The organism is Modestobacter sp. SYSU DS0511 (assembly GCF_054050755.1).
Map to the genome: position 1 here is coordinate 1 of NZ_JBJGZY010000081.1, position 823 is coordinate 823.

Genomic DNA, 823 nt, shown 5'->3' on the forward strand with positions numbered 1-823 from the left:
GACGGGCGGGTCGTGTCCTGGGCGTGGGAGTTCGGGGACGGGGCCACCGGGTCGGGGGCGACGGCGTCGCACACCTACGCGGCGGCGGGCAGCTACCCGGTGACGCTGACGGTCACCGACGACGAGGGTGCGACCGGTCGCACGACGCAGTCGGTGACGGTGGCTCCGGCGAGTTCGACGCCGCTGGCGGCGGATGCCTTCGGGCGTTCCTCGGCTGCCGGGTTCGGTACCGCGGACGTCGGTGGGGCGTGGTCGATCAGCGGGGGCACGGCGAACGCGACGGTCGCCGACGGGGTGGGCCGGCTGTCGGTGCCCACCGCGGGTGGTTCGGTGTCGGCGTACCTGAACAGCGTCTCGGCGCTGGACACCGCGCTGCAGTTCCGGATGGCCCTGGACGCCGCGACGACCGGTGGTGGCACCTACGTGTACGCCGCTGCCCGGCACGTGGGCACCTCGGACTACCGGTTGGGGGTGCGGGTGACCTCCGCCGGTGCGGTGACGGTGCAGCTGTCCCGGTTGGTGAACAACGCCGAGACGGTGCTGCGCACGGTGACGGTGCCGGGGCTGACCTACACGCCGGGGACGGTGCTGACGGTGCGGTTCGACGTCAGCGGCAGCGGGACGACGGCGCTGGCGGGCAAGGTGTGGGCCGAGGGTCGGCCGGAGCCGGCCGACTGGCAGGTCACGGCCACCGACGCCACCGCGGAGCTGCAGCGGGCCGGTGGGGTCGGGGTGGCGACGTACGTGTCGGGCTCGGCGACCGCCGCGCCGGTGCGGGTCGCCTTCGACGACCTGTGGGCCGGCGCAGCCGGCACCACCCCCG

1 protein-coding gene is annotated in these 823 nt (G+C 75.1%); it reads left to right on the forward strand.

Annotated features, from left to right (window positions below):
• Positions 1-823: PKD domain-containing protein (locus ACI783_RS19795; protein ID WP_457142034.1), on the forward strand; the 823-nt coding region annotated here is incomplete at both ends.